Annotated in this window: 12 protein-coding genes; 3 read left to right on the top strand and 9 right to left on the bottom strand. The window is 63.8% G+C overall.

The window, feature by feature from the left end; translation table 11 throughout:
* Positions 1 to 8 precede the first annotated feature (8 nt).
* Complete coding sequence (locus F6X42_RS06545; RefSeq protein WP_187633416.1) at positions 9 to 3,155, bottom strand: CheR family methyltransferase; 3,147 nt, start codon at positions 3,153 to 3,155, stop codon at positions 9 to 11.
* A complete protein-coding gene (locus F6X42_RS06540) occupies positions 3,152 to 3,406 on the bottom strand; it encodes a type II toxin-antitoxin system ParD family antitoxin (protein WP_187633415.1) in 255 nt (84 codons plus the stop codon). The genes F6X42_RS06545 and F6X42_RS06540 overlap by 4 nt, the downstream gene beginning before the upstream one ends.
* A gap of 1,268 nt (positions 3,407 to 4,674) precedes the next feature.
* Between F6X42_RS06540 and F6X42_RS06535 the strand changes: the two genes are divergently transcribed.
* Complete coding sequence (locus F6X42_RS06535; protein ID WP_187633414.1) at positions 4,675 to 5,148, top strand: carboxypeptidase regulatory-like domain-containing protein; 474 nt, start codon at positions 4,675 to 4,677, stop codon at positions 5,146 to 5,148.
* Between the two features lie 121 nt (positions 5,149 to 5,269).
* Here the strand turns inward: F6X42_RS06535 and F6X42_RS06530 are convergent, their stop codons facing one another.
* The 5 genes from F6X42_RS06530 to ptsP all read right to left on the bottom strand — a co-directional run bounded on the left by F6X42_RS06530 (position 5,270) and on the right by ptsP (position 13,890).
* Positions 5,270 to 7,588: a xanthine dehydrogenase family protein molybdopterin-binding subunit gene (locus F6X42_RS06530; RefSeq protein WP_187633413.1), complete on the bottom strand. Its 2,319-nt coding sequence runs from the start codon at positions 7,586 to 7,588 to the stop codon at positions 5,270 to 5,272.
* Positions 7,585 to 8,067 carry a (2Fe-2S)-binding protein gene (locus F6X42_RS06525; RefSeq protein WP_187633412.1) on the bottom strand — a complete coding sequence of 161 codons (483 nt, stop codon included), beginning with the start codon at positions 8,065 to 8,067 and terminating at the stop codon, positions 7,585 to 7,587. Before F6X42_RS06525 ends, F6X42_RS06530 begins: the two co-directional genes overlap by 4 nt.
* Positions 8,064 to 9,392 carry a c-type cytochrome gene (locus F6X42_RS06520; RefSeq protein WP_187633411.1) on the bottom strand — a complete coding sequence of 443 codons (1,329 nt, stop codon included), beginning with the start codon at positions 9,390 to 9,392 and terminating at the stop codon, positions 8,064 to 8,066. The genes F6X42_RS06525 and F6X42_RS06520 overlap by 4 nt, the downstream gene beginning before the upstream one ends.
* Before the next feature lie 120 nt (positions 9,393 to 9,512).
* Positions 9,513 to 11,321 (bottom strand): PTS glucose transporter subunit IIBC, encoded by a 1,809-nt coding sequence (ptsG, locus tag F6X42_RS06515; RefSeq protein WP_187633410.1) that lies wholly within the window; start codon positions 11,319 to 11,321, stop codon positions 9,513 to 9,515.
* A gap of 22 nt (positions 11,322 to 11,343) precedes the next feature.
* Positions 11,344 to 13,890, bottom strand: a complete 2,547-nt coding sequence (gene ptsP, locus F6X42_RS06510; RefSeq protein WP_187633409.1) for a phosphoenolpyruvate--protein phosphotransferase — start codon at positions 13,888 to 13,890, stop codon at positions 11,344 to 11,346.
* Between the two features lie 707 nt (positions 13,891 to 14,597).
* Between ptsP and F6X42_RS06505 the strand changes: the two genes are divergently transcribed.
* Positions 14,598 to 15,482: a class I SAM-dependent methyltransferase gene (locus F6X42_RS06505; protein WP_187633408.1), complete on the top strand. Its 885-nt coding sequence runs from the start codon at positions 14,598 to 14,600 to the stop codon at positions 15,480 to 15,482.
* Positions 15,483 to 15,674: 192 nt separating this feature from the next.
* Positions 15,675 to 16,913, top strand: coding sequence for an MFS transporter (locus F6X42_RS06500; protein WP_187633407.1), 1,239 nt, complete (start codon positions 15,675 to 15,677; stop codon positions 16,911 to 16,913).
* 14 nt (positions 16,914 to 16,927) lie between these two features.
* On the opposite strand, the gene F6X42_RS06495 is transcribed toward F6X42_RS06500, so the two are convergent.
* Complete coding sequence (locus F6X42_RS06495) at positions 16,928 to 17,266, bottom strand: ribbon-helix-helix domain-containing protein (protein WP_187633406.1); 339 nt, start codon at positions 17,264 to 17,266, stop codon at positions 16,928 to 16,930.
* A 13-nt stretch (positions 17,267 to 17,279) separates the two neighbouring features.
* Positions 17,280 to 17,411, bottom strand: a complete 132-nt coding sequence (locus F6X42_RS45255) for a hypothetical protein (RefSeq protein WP_281393947.1) — start codon at positions 17,409 to 17,411, stop codon at positions 17,280 to 17,282.
* Positions 17,412 to 17,419: the final 8 nt, after the last annotated feature.

Here is a 17,419-nt window from a genome sequence, read left to right as displayed (position 1 = left end):
AGTTTTCCTCAGGTCTGGTGGGCAGCACTGGAACGTTTTCGATCAAACGGCATTTCGATCCGGCACGAAATCCCATCGTCACAAAAGAGCAGTTCTGCCTTTGCCCGCAAGGAGTAAGACAGCGCCTGTTCGATCAACTGTCGTCCGTAGCCACGTTTCGAAGGGTCGGGCGGGACGGCCAGACCGCTTTCCCGCCAATCCAGCAGTAGCAATGACTGGTCCTGCCCGATGTCTTCAACACGCCAGCGGATATCCAGCCGCCCCTGGCGGTTTTTTAGCGCTCCGTATTTCAACGCGTTCGTTGCGAGTTCGTGTATGGCCAGCATGATGTTCTGAACATATTCGAGGCCGAGGGGAACGCTCGGGCCGCTTATGGCAATATTGTTGTCAGCGTCGACACCGGCGATCGTTTCAACCTCCATGCGTACGATGTCGCCCAGATCGACATGCTCGCCCGCCGCTTTCCCGAGAATCCCCTGCAGACGCCCGAGGGCACGCAATCGCGAGGCAAATGCTTCAAGCGGCGGCTCCTTGCGCAAGGTCTGACGCGCGATTGATTCAACGAGTGCGAGAAGATTGCGCGTGCGATGCTGGAGTTCCGCAATCAGTACCTTCTGGCGTGCCTCCGCGTGGGTAAGGCCGGTAATATTCAGGAACGTGACCACCACACCTTCCGCCCGCCGGTCGCCATTGCGGTAGGGCGCGAGACGGACCAGATAATTGATCGCCTGGTCGTTGCTATCGACACGACGCTCGATCACTTCGCCCTCAGTCACCGTGCGCGCGATATCGCTGGCAAACTCCGGCATATTCAGCGGACTTGCCAGGTCGGTAATGGGTCGTCCCCGGTCGGCCGGACGGATACTGAATACGCTCGTCATGGCGGGCGTGAAGCTGCGAATCACGAGCTGCCGGTCCAGAAAAACCGTGGCGACCGCCGTGCTCTCGAACAGGTTTTGCAGATCGCTGTTTGCGCGATCGAGCGCTTCGATCTTCCCGTTCAGTTCGCTATTGACGGTGTGCAGTTCCTCGTTGAGCGAGACCAGTTCCTCCTTCGACGCTTCCAGCTCTTCGTTGGTCGACTGCATCTCCTCATTGACCGAAACAAGTTCCTCGTTCGACGACTTGAGTTCCTCCAGTGCGGTCTCGTATTCCTCGATCACGGATTGCAGGCGCTCGCGCGTGTCGCGCAGCTCCCGTTCCATCTGCACCGTCGTGCCGTCGTGCGCAGCGTGAGCACGACTTAATGCTTCTTCGCGGCTCAGGACCGCCCCCTGATCAATGAACAGAATCAGATAAAGCTGCTCAACGCCGGGCCGGCTGTTGAGCGGCTCGACCGTCACAGTGACCATCTGCACGCGTCCATCGTCTTCCTCAACCGGTATGCCTTCCTGTGTCACCGAGCGCCCGGATTCGACCGCTTCGCGGAACACCGTTCGTAGTTCGAGGCGAATGCCCTTGCGCGCCATGGTGAATATCTGACGCGAGGGAATGCCGGCGGGCGGTTCGAGATATTTGCCGGTCCGCGCTGAATAGTACGCAACATCACCGTCGCGATTGACGAGCACGTGAGGCGGCGAAAACCGCTCTAGCACCTGAGCATCGACCATCTCGCGCAGTGCAACACCGCCAACTTCCGTGCGCCGCGCCGTCAGCTCGCCCGCGCGACCGGTCCGCATCGACGAGACCATCAGCGGGAGTCGAAGGTGCGGTGCGGGCACCGACCGGCGACGGAAGATGCGATGTTTTTTCTCGACCGGTGCAAACAGATCGTCGAACTGACTGACGCTTTCCGATGTGCCAAGAAACAGGTAGCCGTCGGGACGCAACGCATAGTGGAACGTCGGAATGACCTGCCCCTGAACATCCTGGCCGAAATAGATCAGCAGGTTACGGCAGGAGACCAGGTCGATCCGGGAGAAAGGGGGGTCACGAATCACACTGTGTGGCGAGAAGATGCACAGGTCGCGCACCTCTTTGGCCACGACATAACTCGCGCCGTCGGGAATAAAAAAGCGGTCCCGGCGTTCGGGGGACACACTATCGAGTAACTGGCCAGGATATTTGGCTGCGCGCGCGACTGCAAGTGCCTGTTCGTCAATATCGCTGGCAAAGACCTGCACCCGGGGCACGATCGCAAGCTTATCCATGTGTTCGCGCAGCAGGATACCCAGCGAGTAGACCTCTTCCCCGGTCGCGCAACCGGGGACCCAGACGCGTACCACATCGTCCACTCCGCGCTCCTCGAAAAGCCGCGGGATGACGGTATTCGCGAGCTTTTCGAACGCTTCCGCGTCGCGAAAAAAGTTGGTTACGTTGATGAGAAGATCGCGGAACAGTGCGCCGACTTCCCGCGAATCGCGCCTCAGGTGTTCGACATAGACATCGACTGTCTCGGCATGGATTACCTGCATGCGCCGCTGCACGCGGCGCATGAAAGTCTTGGCCTTGTAGCCACTGAAGTCGTGACCGAGCTGGCCGCGCAGGATGCCGCAAATCTCCTTTCGCGCGTCATCGATCTGTTGCTGGTCCGCCGCGTTTTGGGCCTTGAAGGCGATATCGTCCAGCACATAGGTGCTATGGGCGAATTCAGCGAGTTTCGGCCCCATCTGTTCAACGGGGACGGCAAAGTCGATGAGCCCGGTGGCGATCGCACTCTCGGGCATGCTTGCGTGCTGCGGCCCGAATCCGTCCGCGATCTGCGCCATGGTGAGACCGCCGTGCTCCTTGACTGCCTTGATCCCGAGCGTGCCATCGGAGTCGCCGCCGGACAGAACGATGCCCACCGCCAGTTCGCCCTGGTCATTTGCCAGCTCGCTGAAAAAGATGTCAATGGGCTTGCGCTCGCGCCGGCTCGTACTCTGCACCTGAACCCGGAGATGGCCGTTCCCGATCCCGAGGACCACATTGGACGGCGCCACGTAGACGCTGTTTATCTCCACCCGCATACCGTCGGCCGCGACCTGTACCGGTAGCGCCGTATATCGCGCCATGATCTCGTGCAGCAGGCTCTCACGCTCCGGGCCGAGATGCGTCACGACGACAAGAGCGACGCCGGGCTCGGCAGGCATCCCGCGAAAGAAACCGTCCAGCGCCTCTATTCCCCCGGCCGAGGCGCCGACGCCGGCAACCGGGAACCGCGATGCATCGTTCACAAATCTCTCCCAGGCGTTTGCGTCGGCAGTTCGCGGTCGTCATCGCGAGTGCCCGAGGCCGGGGTGCGATTGGCCGGCGCAACGGTATTCTGGGTGGACGGTCCCCGGTTCGACAACTGTGACTCCAGCAGGCGAAGCGCCTCCCGCACCACCTCGCTCGCAGTGCGGTAACGGCCCGAGGCCACCTGCTCGTTGACAAGGTGACACAGGTGCTCCGTCAGCGACACGCTGAGTGCGTATTTGCTCGACATGGGTGGCCCTCTCCAAAGCATAGACTTCTAACGGTACTACCTTGTCGTACCCGAGTCCATGGGCGCGCTCCCTTCAGATTTTGTCTCGTGCAGTGTTCGGCCAGGCGCAGCTCGTCGCCGTGATCATGGGAGGTTGTCGTGAAGTTAGGTGATGCCCGAACGCCCGGACACGGGGGGAACGACCGTTTCGGGCGGGACCTGGGAAAGGGACATTCAACTGGCGCCATCGAATGGCCACAGTTCGGCGGCGCAGAGCCGACGTTGAAGATACGTCTACGTTCGCTAGCCGGCTGGACTATTTCAGGCCGGGGGCACGCAGAAGCATGTCGATGGGGCGCGCCTCCGGTTGGATCGCAACGTCGGGCGCAAGACTCACACGCTGAAATGGGCGCGTCGACCGGCTGGAAGCCGCGTACGGCGTGCATCTGCCTCGTGTTCAGTAGCGCCCGTGCGCGACGGACATTACTCCGCGTAGGCTGCCATCACCAGCCATATATCGCGCTGCGATAAACAAGCGGTTGGCGCTTCCAGTCGTTGAAACAGTCCCTGATGTGCCGGAAATCACCACCGCAGATATTGACCTGTCTACCGTTATTGGCTGGCGCCCGATGCTGCCGCCGGGCCGCTTGCGGCGCCCATCGCCCCGGTCGCTGCGGGGTTAGCCATCGGGCCGCTACTGCCCGCCGCTGCGCCGCTGGTCGCGCTACTGTTGTCCGCCCGCTTGCATCCAGATGCACCCATCGCCAGCAGCACGACCGACGCCGCAATTACAAAATGTCTCGCAGTTAGTTTCATCGCAGATTCCTCCTGGCCTGGCTGCAATCCGGCTTTCGGTGAATGGCATGCACGCGACTTGCGGGCCTGTTGCACTTCGACCGGTCATTGGAATTGGCGCAAATTACATGCCCCATATACTCGCGCGTCTTCACGAGCGGGCGCTGCGGGCGGATGCAGGGGAAGTGGTGCCGGTCGGGCTTGCGGAGACAGGCATGCCCAAAATTACAACGCTACGTAAATCTCCCACGTGTCATCCGGATTCGCCGGTACCGCAGTGCAAGGTCAAATCGCTTACGGATTACCGGAATTCGCTCCAATGAGGGGACTTTCGGATAACTTCAGTGGATCGGCGAGCCCTAGTCTGGCGCTTCTTCACGCATCGACGATTCTTTCCTATGCTTGAAGCAATGCCGAGCCCGCCGAAGCTTCCATCCGACGGACCGGGCACGCACTCTAACCCGCAGCCGGCAACACTATAAGGAGCAACCACGATGAAAATTCAACGAAACGCTCCCCGGATCGCGTCGACTCTGCTCGCCGCGGCATTCACACTCGTTCAGGCAAGCGTCGCAGCGGCGCAAGCGGATGCTCCGCAGACCGCCAGCGAGATTCATAGAACTGGCATGCCAGCGACGCAGCAGCAGGGCGACATATCGTTCGTGTCCGGCGGAGTCGGTCGCGACGAGTCAACCGCGCTGCGGCAGGCACGAAGGCAATGGCCGCTGTCTTTGCAGTTCACCGGTCCCGGTGCGAGCTATGTGGCCGACGTCCAAGTGCAGATTGGCAAAGCTGGCGGCGCAACGGTGCTCGATACCACTTCGCATGGGCCGTACATGCTCGTGCGGCTTCCTCAAGGGCGCTATACGGTCAGCGCCACCTACAGCGTTGTTACCAGAAAGCAAAACGTGAACGTCCGCGGCAATGGCAGCGCGCGCGCGACGTTCGCGTTTCCGTCGAGTCACTGAGCGCTCGCGGCGGCGCGCCGAAGGTCGTGCGTGCCCGCATTCGGTTGGCGAAAGAACCGCGGGCCGGGAAGGTCGGAAAGGGAGCAACTGAATATCGGCTTTCGCAAAATGTGAACGAGTCTCACGAAGCCTCATGCTTGAGCACGTTCCTTCCGTTTGGCCCGAGCAACGGCAAGTCGCGGATCCGCACGCCGGTCGCGTCGTCGATCGCGTTCGCGAGCGCCGCGGCGGCCGGGCCTTGCGCCGCTTCTCCGACACCGAGAAATGGCAGGCCCGGCCGGTCGATCAACAGCACGTCCACGCGTCGGGGTACGGACGAGAAGCGCATGATCGGGTAAGTGCTCCAGTCGAAGCTCGTGATGCGTTGCTGGTCGAAATGCGTTTCTTCATAGAGCGTCCAGCTCGTGGTTTGCAGAATGCCGCCTTCGATCTGATTGCGCACGCCGTCCGGATTCACGATCTGCCCACAGTCGACGGCCGCTACGACGCGCTCGATACTGAGCTCGCCGGTATCGCGCATGACCGTCACGTCCATCGCGACGGCAAGGTAGGCCATCAGGTTCTTGTATTGGGCAAACGCAAAGCCGGTACCGTGCGAGCGCGAGCTCGCCTCGCCGGTTCGCCCGGTGCGGGCTCGCCAACCGAATTGATCGACCACGGCGCGAATGACGTCACGGGCGCGCGGATCATCGAGATGTTTGAGGCGAAATGCAACCGGATCGACGTGCGCGGCGGTGGCGAGCTCGTCGATGAAGCTCTCGATCGCGAACACGTTCATGTGCGCGCCCAGCGAGCGCATGGCGGACACGCGTATCGGCATCGCGGGCACGAAATGATGCCGTACGTGCAGGCTGGGCACGCGGTAAAGCGGAATGCTGTTGCGGTCGCCTCCGCCTTCCGGCATCGGAATCGGCTTCGGCGGCGCGGGGGTGAACGGTTGCGCCAGCAGTTGCGCGGGCAAAAGACGGCCCGCATTCTCGATGCGGTTGTTATGCGTGTTGCTCCATAGCTCGTAACGCCAGTCGGCAATCGTGCCTGCCGCATCGAACGTTGCGCTCGCCTCGACTGTCATTGCCGGGCCGAACGGCTCCCACAGGTGTTCCTGTTCGCGCATGAATTGCACGCGCACCGGGCGGCCAGGCAGCTCCCGTGCGATGAGGGCGGCGTCGGCCGCGACATCGTCCGCGCCGTTGTGTCCGTAGCAGCCCGAACCTTCCATATGCACGCAGCGCACCTGGTCGGGCGGCATGGCGAGCATGCCGGCGATCCCCGCACGCAGCGGGTAGACGCCTTGCGTGTGCGTCCACACGGTCATCACACCGTTGTCGAGCTGCGCGACCGCGCATGATGGCCCAATCGAGCCATGCGTCAGATACGGCCTTGAATAGCGCGCCCGCAACGTCGCCCCGGGCGCGGCCGCGCCTGTCGTTATGTCCTGATCGTGCTGGTCGGCCACCGCGATTTCCTGTGAAGGCAGAGTCATCAGCAACGCGTGGATGTTCGCCGGATCGGGCAGGGGCGGCCCGGGCCGCCATTGCGCGGCGAGCGCAAGCTCACGCATCGCGAGGATCGCGCGCCATTCGTCGTCGGCGACCACCGCGAGGTAGTTGCCGTTGTGCACGACCTTGATGACGCCGGGCAGCGCCTCGACGCGCCCGCTATCGACTGCAACGAGGCTCGCGCCATAAGACGGCGGCCGGACGACGCGGGCATGCAGCATTCCGTGCAGCCGCAGATCCTGGACATAGCTGGCGCCGCCCGTCACCTTGCCCGGAATATCCACGCGCGGCAGCGCATGGCCAATCACGGCGTACGACGATGGCGGCTTGGTCGCGGCATCGGGCTGTGCGTTCTGATGGAGGTTCGCGTAACGCACGGCTTCGCCATAGGTCACGCGTCTTCCGTCGGCCGCAATGATGGCGCCGTCGCGTGTAGTGAGTGCCGATGCGGCGACGCCCAGCTGCGAGGCCGCGCTCGCGACGAGCAGCGTGCGCACCTGAGCCGCGGCGTTGAGGATCGCGCTGCCGCTGTCCGCCATCGTGTGACTGCCTGCGGTGTAGCCTTCGTTCGGCGTTTCGGCGGTGTCGGCGGTGATCAGCTCGATCGCATCAGGCGCGAGATCCAGCTCTTCCGCGGCGACCTGCAGCAGCGCGGTGCGAATGCCCGTGCCAAGCTCCGCTTTGCCCGTGCATACGCTCACGTGGCCGTCAGGGGTGACCTTGATCCACGCATCGAGCGACGGCGTGGTTTTGAGACTGCCCGGCAGTTTCGGAGCGTTCGCGGTGAAAGTGCCCGCTTCGGTGGTGGTTTGCGCGAGCGCGGCCATGCCAGGCACGATCGCGAAGCTCACCATCAGCGAGCCGCCAACGACGAAGCGGCGCCGCGCGGGGTCATCCGGGCCGCCGTCGCGAGCGACGGGGAATGGGCGGCCGTCGCTCACGACTGGGCTCCGCCGTCCGCACGCGGCGAAGCCGTCGCGACTTGCTGGATCGCCGCGAGAATGCGCATGTGCGTGCCGCAGCGGCACAGGTTCGGCTGCATGTGGCGGCGAATCTGTTCATCGGTTGGGTGCGGGGTTCGCTCCAGCAGCGTGTGCGCGCGCATGATCATGCCGGCGATGCAATAGCCGCATTGCGCGGCTTGCTCGCTAATGAAGGCTTGCTGAAGTGGTCCCGGATGTTCTGCGGTGCCAAGTCCTTCGACGGTTCCGACTGGCCGATCGCCAATGGCCACGACCGGCATCAGGCACGAGAACACCGGCTCGCCGCCGACGCTGACCGTGCATGCGCCGCATTGACCGAGACCGCAGCCGAACTTTGCGCCATCGAGCTGCAACTGGTTGCGCAGCACATAGAGCAGCGGCGTGGACGGGTCGACCTCGACCGTATGACTGACACCGTTGACGTTGAGTGTGATCATCGTGGCAGGCCGTCCTTGCGAAAATGCGCGACCGCGTCGGCGTCGAGCGAGGGCCATGAGCCGCGTGCGGTGAAGCGTTCGCGCGTGTAGTTGGCGAGTTCCGCTATCTGCGCGTCCGTGAATGTGTTGGCGAATGATGGCATGAAGGGCGCGCTATCGCTCTCGTGCCAGTCGATTCCATCGAGGATGATGCGAACCGTGTTGCGTGGGCTGTCGGCGTTGACGGCCGTGGAAAGGGACAGCGGCGGTCGGGCACCATCGGTCGACATCGGCGCGCCTTGCGCATGGCACGATGCGCAGGCCGCCGCGAAAAGATTCGCGCCGCTGCGGGGCGAGGTCGAGACGGGCACGCTCGCAGCGGAAGCGGGGGGTGAAGCGACGGCATGCTCGGGCCCGCTTCGGGCCCCGGCTGGCAGCGCCAGCAGATAGGCGGAAATCGCGTCTACGTCGGAGGCGGAAGCGTCGGCGAGCATGCGCGTGACGGGGCGCATCGAACCCGCCGCCGCCCCATGTTCGCTCGCGAGGCCGGTGCGCAGATAGCTGACGAGCTGTGCCTGCGTCCAGGGCGTCGGGCGTGCCGCGAGGTCGGTGAGCGCGGGAGCATCCCATCCCTCGATCGTGCCGCCTTGCAGCGCGCGGTCGCGGCGCTCGGCACCGAGCCGGTTGAGCGGCGTGTGGCACGCGCCGCAATGACCGAGGCTTTCGACCAGGTAACGCCCACGTGCGACGTCTGACGCTTCGGACGGGGACGGCGCTGCTTCGTCGCCGGTATGCAGGTAAAGAAGATTCCACACGGCCATGATGGGCCTGAAGCCGAGCGGGAAAATCAGCTCGTTGTGCGGCGTAGGAGCGCTGATCGGAGCGCGACTCATCAGCCACGCATACAGCGAGCCGATATCGGCATCGTTGATGTGCGTGAAGTGCGGATACGGGAACGCGGGATACAGCAGATGGCCGTCGCTGGACACGCCGCGCCGCATCGCGCGTGCGAACGCGTCGAGCGACCAGCGCCCGATACCGGTGTCGTCGTCCGGGGTGATGTTGGTCGAGTAAATGACGCCGAAGGGTGTTTGCAGCGGCAGTCCGCCTGCGAGGGGCTGGCCGCCCGTCGCGGTGTGGCACGAAACGCAATCGCCAACGGCGGCGAGTTTCGCGCCGCGCGCCGCGGCCGCGGTATCGCTGCTGGCTACCACGGGTGCGGTCACGGGTGCGGTCACGGGACTCGGCGCGGGCTCCCCGGCATGCGCGGCGTATCCGCGGTATGCGCCCATCAGGGCAACCACGATAACGGCCACGCCTGCCATTACCGCCCGTCTGCCTTTCATCTAGCCTCCATCGCCAGGCCGCCAGGCCGCCCGCGCCGATCGCGCGATGCGGGCGCGTCGAGTCGATGTACCCGCGAGGCGGTGCAGCGCGCGGCATTCGCTGACGATACCTGCTTGCGCTTATCGCATTGCGCCTGCCAGGTTGCCCGAGCCGAGACCCACGATCAGATCGAGCGCGCCGTTCTTCAACGCTTGCGTCGCGAGCACGCCGGCCGCTTTCAGTGCGGCCGCGTCGATCCGCGACGGGTCCGATAACTCGACACGCAACCGTGTGGCGGCCAACGCGTCGAGCTTCCTGATGTTGGCCGCGCCGCCCAGCGCCGCACGAATCTGTTCCGCGCGCTCCGTCTGTTGCGGCGAGCTTTGCGCTGCGGCCGCGACAGTTGCCGCAGCCGCAGCCGCAGCCGCGGCAGTCGCCGCCGCTGCCACGCCTTCCATGCCCGGCCCGCCGGCCAGCGGCAGATCCGCTTCGGTGCCCGCTGTCTTCAGATATTCCTGCAGGTCGGTTTTCATGTTTTCCGACAACGGTCCGAAGATTGCCTGCACGCCGTTGCCCACGCGCACCACACCCGCGGCGCCGAGTGCTTTCAGCTTTGCTTCGTCGACGCCCGCGGGGTCTTTCACGGAAATACGCAGCCGCGTGATGCACGCGTCGAGACTGGTGATATTCGAGCGCCCGCCGAACGCCAGCACCAGTTCGCGCGAACGCCCGCCCGCCCCGCTCGCGGCGAGCGGCGCGGTTTCGACCGTGTCGTCCTCGCGGCCCGGCGTCTTCAGGTTGAAGCGCGTGATCACGAAGCGGAACGCCCCGTAGTAGATCACCGCGTAGATCGGACCGAGAATGAACACGTACCACGCGTGCGTGGCCTTCCCGCCGATCAGGTTGAACATCACAAAGTCGATGCCGCCTTGCGAGAACGTGAAGCCCATGCGCATGCCCAAGGTGTTGGCCACGAACTGCGCCGACGCCGCGAGGCAGGCGTGAATCAGGTAAAGCACCGGCGCGACGAACAGGAACGCGAACTCGATCGGCTCGGTGATGCCGGTGAGGAAAGAAGTCAGCGCGGCCGAAACCATCATGCCACCGACCGCCACCTTCTTCTCCGGCTTCGCGCAATGCCAGATCGCGATCGCCGCGGCCGGCAGGCCGAACATCTTGAACAGGAATGCGCCTGCCAGAATGCCCGCGGTCCGGTCGCCCGCGAAATAACGGGTGATGTCGCCGTGAACCGTCTTGCCGGTCGTCGGGTCGAGGTAGCTGCCCATTTCGAAGAAGAACGGCACGTTCCAGATGTGATGCAGGCCGAAAGGAATCAGCAGGCGTTCGACGAAACCGTAGACCGTGGCGGCGGTGCGCGGGTCCGAAACCGCTGCCCAGTGCGAGAACGCCTTGATCGCGCTACCGATCGGCGGCCACACGAAAGACATGATCGCGCCGAGCACGATGGCACCGATTGCGGTCACGATGGGCACGAAGCGCTTGCCGGCGAAGAAGCCGAGATAAGGCGGCAACGTGATCCGGTAGTAGCGGTTGAACATCCAGGCGGCGAGACCACCGGCGAGGATGCCGCCGAACACACCGGTCTGGATCGACGGAATGCCCATGATCGTGTCGGCTTCGATGCCCTGTAGCCTGGCTATCACACCCAACGTCGCCGTCATCACCAGATACCCGATCGTAGCGGCGATGCCGGCGACGCCATCGTTCTCGGTGAAGCCGAGCGCGACGCCGATCGCGAAGATCAGCGGCAGGTTGCCGAAGATCACGTCGCCCGCGTTCTTCATCAGCGCGAGCACGACGGCCGGCACGTAACCGTGAAAGTCGGTCGCGCCGAGGCCGAGCAGCAGACCCGCCACGGGAAGCACGGCGACGGGCAGCATCAGCGACTTGCCGATTTTCTGCAAGACTCCGAAGGCATGCGAGAACATGGCTGATCTCCTGTTGATCCGCTCATTCGGCAAAGCGCGACAGATGCGCGCGGACTTCGGCGGCGGTGCCCAGACGCAGCACCTCGGCGGCGAGTTTCTTTGCTTCGTCGGTCGTCACCCGTGCAAGCTGGGCCTTGATCGAACCGACCGCGGGGATGCTCACCGAAAGCTCGTCGATGCCGAGGCCCACGAGCACCGGCACCGCCATCGCATCGGACGCGATGCCGCCACAAATGCCGACCCATTTGCCGTGCTTATGCGCACCGTCGACCGTCATGCCGATCAGACGCAACACCGCCGGATGCAGCGCGTCGGCCTGCTTCGCAAGCTGCGGATGGCCACGGTCCATTGCGAGCGTGTATTGCGTGAGGTCATTCGTGCCGATCGAGAAGAAATCGACTTCGCGTGCGAGCGGCTCGGCGATCAGCGCGGCGGCCGGGACTTCGATCATCACGCCCACCTTCACGCTCGCCGCGCGATCGCCGGCTTCGTCGAGCAGGATCTTGCGCGCCGCCCGCACTTCGTCGATGGTGGCGATCATCGGGAACATCACGTGCAGAAAACCAAGCGGCGCCGCGCGCAGGATCGCGCGCAGTTGCGTGCGGAAGATGTCGGGACGCTCCAGACTCACGCGCACACCCCGCAGGCCAAGAAACGGGTTGTCTTCCTTCGGCAGGGGCAGATACGACAGCGGTTTGTCGCCGCCGACGTCGAGCGTGCGGACCACCAGCGGACGCTCGCGGCCAAGCGCTTGCGCGACCGCGCAATATTCGGCGGCCTGTTCGTCCTCGGTAGGCGCGGTGTCTCGTGCGTCGAACAGGAACTCGGAGCGCAACAGACCCACGCCTTCGGCGCCGGCCGCTACCGCGTCGCGCGCTTCCTGCGCATTGCGGATGTTCGCGACGACTTCGACGCGATGGCCGTCGGCCGTGATCGCGAGCTTGCTTGCCGCGAGCTTGTCGTCTTCGCGTTTGATGGCCTGGCGCCTGATGCGTTCGCGCGCCTTCTCGAGTTCGTCGGCGCTCGGGTTGCGCCGCAAGCTGCCGCGCGAACCGTCGAGCACGACGGGCGTACCGTCGGCGAGTTGCAGCGCGCGCGCGTCGATACCGCAAATCGCTGGAATGCCAAGCGAGCGCGCGAGGATCGCGACGTGGCTCGTCGCGCCGCCGGTCGTCGTGCAAAAGCCGAGCACCTTGCTGCGATCGAGCGACGTGGTATCGGACGGTGAGAGTTCCTCGGCAATCAGGATCGACTCGTCCGGCACGTCGATCTGCGCCTGCTTCACGCCGGCGAGTAGCGCGAGCACACGGCGGCCGACGTCGCGTATGTCGCCGGCGCGTTCGCGCAGCAGCGGGTTGTCGAGCTTGTCGAGCGTGCTTGCCTGCTTCTGGAATGCGTCGCGCCACGCGAATCCCGCGCTCTTTCCTGCGCTGATGTGACCGATCGCGGCGTCGATCAGGTCCGGATCGTCCAGCAGCTCGAGATGCGCGTCGAGAATCTGCGCTTTCGACGGATCGGTGAGCGTCGCCTTCAGCGATTCGATCTGCTGGCGCGCCTGATGTTGGGCCGCTTCGAGTTGCGCCCGTTCGCGTTGCGGCGACTCACCCGCTTCCTTGACCTCGATGACCTGCTGGCGGAACTGCGCGATCCTGCCGACCGAAAGCCCTGGCGAAGCGGATACGCCTATGAATTCGTCGGTGTCGGCGGCAGCCGCCTGGCTTTGCGCTGGCGCCGGCGCAGCCGGTGCGGTTGGCGCAGCCGCCGCGGGTGCGGGCGCATCACCGGGCTTTTCGCCCGATCCCTCGGCAAGCAGACGCGCGACGATGCCGGCCGCCTCTGCCGCGTCGGGACCGCGGGCCTCGACGCGCAGCTTGTCGCCGAACTGCGTGGCGAGCCCCATGATCGCGACGACGGACTTCGCATTTGCACTGGCGTCGCCCCGCAGCAGCCGAATCTCCGACTTGTATTTCTTCGCTTCGACCGCGACGACAGCGGCGGGTCGTGCATGCAGGCCCGCCGGATTCGGCAGCGTGATCTCATCCGAGAGGATCGTGCCGGTGACGCTGGCCGTATCCTTGCCCTCGATGCTGCCGACCAGTTCGACGTACAGCGCGACGTCGGTGCCGGCAACGACGAGCCCGTTCGCGGGAACGTAGCGCGTGACGAGATCGCCGTTGGCGATCACCATCTGCGTGAGCAGGCTGGTTGCTTTTGCGCCGACGACGATCGGGTCGAAGCGGATCAGCGGCGTGCCCACGACGACGGCGTCGGCTTCCTTGACCAGCGGCATGAACCCCTCGCCGCGCAGCAACACGGTGTCGAGTCCGATGTGCAGCAGCACTTGCAGACCGTTGTCGCCCGTGATCGTTATCGCATGGCCGGAGCTATGGAGTTGCGTGACCTTGCCCGCGAGCGGCGATAGCAGTTCATCCGAAGTCGGATCGATCGACACGCCATCGCCGACCATCTTCTGGGCGAAGACCGGATCGGGCACGCTGTCGAGAGGAATCAGTACGCCCGAGAGCGGCGCAATCAACTCGACGCGCAGAGGACGGTGAGGAGCTTTCATCGACAACACTCCTTGTACATTGACGCTCGCCTGAACTGGCTCGATTCGAGCCGCATGAGCGCGACATTCACACGTACGGTCGGCGCCATTGCCGCTTACGCCGCTGACCCACCTGTGAGCGGCGCACGTCACAAAAGCGTCGGTGACAGAAACTCAGGAAAGCCAAACAAGGTCGCGCTCGTCACCGGTATGCGCAAAACGGGTTTCGTTGCGCGTGATATCTCGGCTCTCAAGATGGTGCCGCCCACACAGCATCGACCCCGGGGCGAACGGACAGACGTCAGGCGCGCTGCGACGGCGCTGTTTTGCTTTGTAGGACCGCCTCGCGCCTGTGGACGACCGTTTGCACCGTGGTCCCGGAAAAAGGACCTGAGAAGCGCTCTGACAAGGAGCATATGTTACTGAGCGCAGATTGCAAGACGAGACGATTTCGCACGCAAGCGCCTGAATTTTCCGATTTGTCGACTCGAGACCGACATGGTCTTTACTAACTTGCCAGTGACTCTTTCTCTGCAGCTGTGTTTTACTCGCTTAGCGAAAGCTGCCTGTACTTCACGCGGTCGTCGCAATGCCGCTGTCATGTTGGCCCGGAACATGCAAGGGCTTGCGCCGGGCGACGAAGTAGTTCATGGTCGAGCCTTGCGTGAATTCTCATACGGCTTGCTACTCCATGCACGACACGATTACCCGACTGAAGGAGGTCGACTATGCGTGATACCGTCGCCAGCACCGAGTCCCGCTTCCGCAGCAATTCCCACAGTGCGCCTTTCGCGCTCGTCGATCATTACGCGCGCGCCGCCCAGCGCAGGCTCAGCAACTTCAGCGTGCTGAACGTGCTGCGCACCTTCCCGCAATTCATTCCGTACAGCGAAGGCAGCTACAAGGCCCGGTCGAAGCTCACGGTCCAGGCGATCAACGAGACGATTCCCCTGTTGAGCGAGCTGGCGGCCTCCGTCGGAAAGCCAAAGACGCCCGTCACGGAAATCGCCGACTTTCCGGCCACCGACGAACAACGGCAGGCCGCGAATGCGCTCAAGCAGCACTTCGACGCTCAAGGCAGCGACAAGTCGAACCACCACAGCTACCACCACCTGTACGGCGCGATCCTTGCGAATCGCGAAGCCATGCGCTCGGTGATCGAAATCGGCATCGGGACCCAACATTCCGACACCGTTTCGTATATGGTCGCGGGCAAGCCTGGCGGATCGCTCAGGGCGTTCAGGGACTTTCTGCCTTTCGCGCGGATCTATGGCGCGGACATCGACCGCCGGGTCCTCTTCCAGGAGGAGCGCATCGAGACGTTCTTCGTCGACCAGACCGAGCCCGTCACTTTCGAGCAGCTCGCGCGATCGGTGGACGGCGAATGCGACGTGATCATCGACGACGGTCTGCATTCTCCGAATGCCAACATCCAGACGCTGATCTTCGGGCTGAAAAAGGTCAGGCGAGGCGGCTGGGTCGTGGTGGAAGACATCGGGCATCTTGCGCTGCCCGTGTGGCAAGCCGTCAGCGCGTTGCTTCCCGATCGCTATCGACGGCACATCGTCAACGAGGAGCACGGGCTCGTGTTCGCGGTGCAGCGCCTCGAATGATGCACGCGCGCATTGGCGCTTCGCTCCAGGCTCATGGCGCGGCACGCATGCCGCGCCAACGCTGCGATACGACGCGGCCGTGAACAACGCGCATTGTTCAGCCACGTTAGCTAGTCTTTTCAGCGGACGACTCTTTTTCCGACGTGAGACCCCGCCTAAAGTGTCAGACTTCAACCTGACATCTGGGGCATCATGCACATCGATACACCTACGACTCCAGCATCCCTGCAAGAAAATTCAACATCGGCCGCCCAGTGGCTATCCGTCATCGCTGTAGCGGTGAGCGCATTCGCATTCGTCACGGCCGAGTTTTTGCCTGTCGGGCTGTTGCCGCAAATCGCACAGGACCTTGGCGTGTCGACCGGTGTCGCCGGTCTGATGGTCACCACGCCGGGCGTGATGGCGGCCATCCTGGCGCCGACGCTGATAGTCGGCGCGGGCCGCATGGACCGGCGCTACGTTTTTCTGCTGCTCACCGCGGTACTGCTGATCGCGAACGTGGTGTGCGCAATCGCACCGAGCCTGGCGGTCATGCTGGTAGGACGGGCGTTGCTCGGTGGCGCGTTAGGGGGCTTCTGGACTCTGGCGACGGCCGCCGCTCCGCGACTCGTGCAGGCAAAGGACGCTGCCAAAGCGACCGCGACCATTCTGACCGGCGTGACCTGCGCAACCGTGATCGGCGTGCCGCTCGGCACGTTCATCGCGTCGTTTGCATCGTGGCGTATGGCGTTCGCCGCCACCGCGGGGCTCGTGTCGCTCGCGTTACTGGCGCAGGCGTTCCTCGTGCCTTCGTTGCCGTCGGCATCGGCGTTACGGATCGCCGATTTCAAAACCTTGCTTGGCCGGCCTCACACGAGGTTGAGCATGGTGATGGTCGCGCTCGTCTTCGGCGCGCATTTCTCGACCTACACGTACATTGCTCCGTTGCTCGAGCACGACTTCTCGTTGAGTGCCATCACGCTGTTGCTGTTCGGATTCGGTCTGATTGGGTTCTTCTCCAATGCGTTGACGTCGGTGACGATTTCGGACCATCTGAAGAAATCCGTTGCCGCGATGGTTCTGCTGCTATTGGGTGCGATGTCTTCGATGTTGCTGCTTGAACATTCGCCGATCGGCGAGACGGTGGGGATGCTGCTTTGGGGAGTCGCGTTCGGAGCGCTTCCGCTTTGCTTTAGCGTGTGGATTCAACGCGGCACGACAGACTTGCCCGAAGCGGGGTCGGCCATGTTCGTCAGCATCATCCAGGTGGCGATCGCCGTGGGCTCGGCAGTGGGGGGCACCATCGTCGACCGTGCGGGAGTTCACGCTGATTTCACGCTGGGACTCGGACTCGCGCTACTGGGCCTCGTGACACTGCAACGGCTTGCTGTGTTGGAACGACCCGCCACGGCATCTTCTGTTGATTGCGCCTGCGACGCGTCGGCTGACTGACGCAACGCAATCCGTCAAACAGCCGTCTTCACGACTCTGGGTTGAAACGGGGCGTTGCGCGGCACGTCGCCGGCGGCCTCGTCGCGCGCGGCGCTCGTCGACAGATAGCGCAAACAGCAAACGCGCAAAAACGACGCGAAATTCAACGGCTCTTCGCCGCGCGAGGCGACCAGTTCGTCGTGGAGCTTCACGACGAACTGGGTCGTCGTCATGCTCTCGCGGTTGGCGATTTCCCGAAGCACGTCCCAGAACAGATTTTCGAGCCTCACCGTAGTCACGACGCCATGAATGCGCAGAGCGCGCGTACGCGACTCGTAGAGGATCGGATCAGCGTTGACATAGACGTTGCACATACGGTCTGCCCTTCTAGCAAATGGTGACGTCGCGGGACGCGAAGCGCGCCGTGCGGGCGCCGATGCTGTCGTGATCGAGCGTAACACGGTTGGTCGCGGGCACGTCCTCGCCGGCGATGGATGCCTGCCGTGCACCGGCAGGCATCCATCGCT

This window comes from Paraburkholderia podalyriae (genome assembly GCF_014397785.1).
Lineage (GTDB): Bacteria > Pseudomonadota > Gammaproteobacteria > Burkholderiales > Burkholderiaceae > Paraburkholderia > Paraburkholderia podalyriae.
Note: the sequence above shows the minus strand (reverse complement) of the source record. Positions and strands in the feature narration are given on the sequence as shown.